The sequence below is a fragment of the Micromonospora sp. AMSO31t genome (assembly GCF_008868175.1).
Classification (GTDB): domain Bacteria; phylum Actinomycetota; class Actinomycetes; order Mycobacteriales; family Micromonosporaceae; genus Micromonospora.
Genome location: NZ_WBKT01000305.1, coordinates 1 through 1256 on the forward strand (window position 1 = coordinate 1; position 1256 = coordinate 1256).

The following is a 1256-nucleotide window of genomic DNA, read 5'->3' on the forward strand; positions in this document are numbered from 1 at the left end:
ACTGAATCGAACACTCGTTCTAACTGCTCTGACAGTACACCTCCCCTCCGACGAAAACGCAACGTGTGACGCGCGGGGAGACGGCCGGATTCTCAGGGCGCGCACAGCACCGGCAAAGGAGCCGCCGGGAGGTGACCGTCTCGGCCCGCGGCCGGGGCGCGGCCGCCCGCCCCAAGGAGATCAAGGTCTGGCTGCCCGGCGACGAGCTGACCCGGGTGATCCCCCGGTCGACCGGCGCCGGCGCCGTCCGCGCCGCCGCGCCCCGGCGGTTCCGCGTGGTGGGCCCGGCCGCTGCCGCCGTCCGGCCGCTCACCGTGGTCGGGTCGGCATGAGCGGTGCGCCGGCGCGGACCCTGCTGCTCTGGTGCCCGGACTGGCCGGTCCTCGCCGCCGAGATCGTCGACGGGGTGCCGGCCACCGACCCGGTCGTGGTGCTGCACGCCAACCGGGTGGTCGCCTGCTCCGAGCGGGCCCGCGCCGAGGGCGTCCGCCGGGGGCTGCGCCGGCGGGAGGCGCAGGGGCGCTGCCCCCAGCTCACCGTCGTCGACCACGATCCCGCCCGGGACGCCCGGGCGTTCGAGCCGGTGGTGGCCGCCGTCGAGGAGGTGGTCGCCGGGGTCGAGGTGATCCGCCCCGGGGCCTGCGCGCTGGCCGCCCGGGGCCCCAGCCGTTACCTGGGCGGCGAGGAGGCGGCGGCCGAGCGGATCGTCGAGCACGTCGCCCAGACCTGCGCGGTGGAGAGCCAGGTCGGCATCGCCGACGGGGTCTTCGCCGCCGGGCTGGCCGCCCGGGACGGGCGGATCGTGCCTCCCGGCGGGACCCCGCAGTTCCTGGCCGGCCTGCCCGTCGAGGCGCTCGGCCGGCCCACCCTGACCGACCTGCTGCGCCGGCTGGGCGTCCGCACCCTCGGCGACTTCGCCGCGCTGCCCGCCGGGGACGTGCTGGCCCGGTTCGGCTTCGACGGGGCGCTGGCCCACCGGCTCGCCACCGGCCGGGACGACCGGCCGCTCGCGGTCCGGCAGCCGCCCGCCGACCTGACCGTCACCGCCGACCACGACGAGCCGATCGACCGGGTCGACGCCGCGGCGTTCGCCGCCCGGACGCTGGCCGAGCAACTGCACGAGCGGCTGGCCGCGCACGGGCTGGCCTGCACCCGGCTCGGCATCGAGGCCGGGTGCAGGGCATCCTCGGCCCCGAGGCGGTGGTCACCGCCGTGCTCGGCGGCGGGCGCTCCCCGGCCGACCAGGTGCGCCTGGT

Annotated in this window: 1 protein-coding gene and 1 pseudogene; both read left to right on the top strand. The window is 78.1% G+C overall.

Annotation, left to right across the window (positions count from 1 at the left end; genetic code table 11):
- Window positions 1-131: 131 nt before the first annotated feature.
- Window positions 132-332, top strand: coding sequence for a hypothetical protein (locus tag F8274_RS30650; RefSeq protein WP_370518298.1), 201 nt, complete (start codon window positions 132-134; stop codon window positions 330-332).
- A pseudogene (locus F8274_RS30655) lies at window positions 329-1256 on the top strand (DNA polymerase Y family protein); the annotation flags it as partial. The gene F8274_RS30650 and the pseudogene F8274_RS30655, both read left to right, overlap by 4 nt.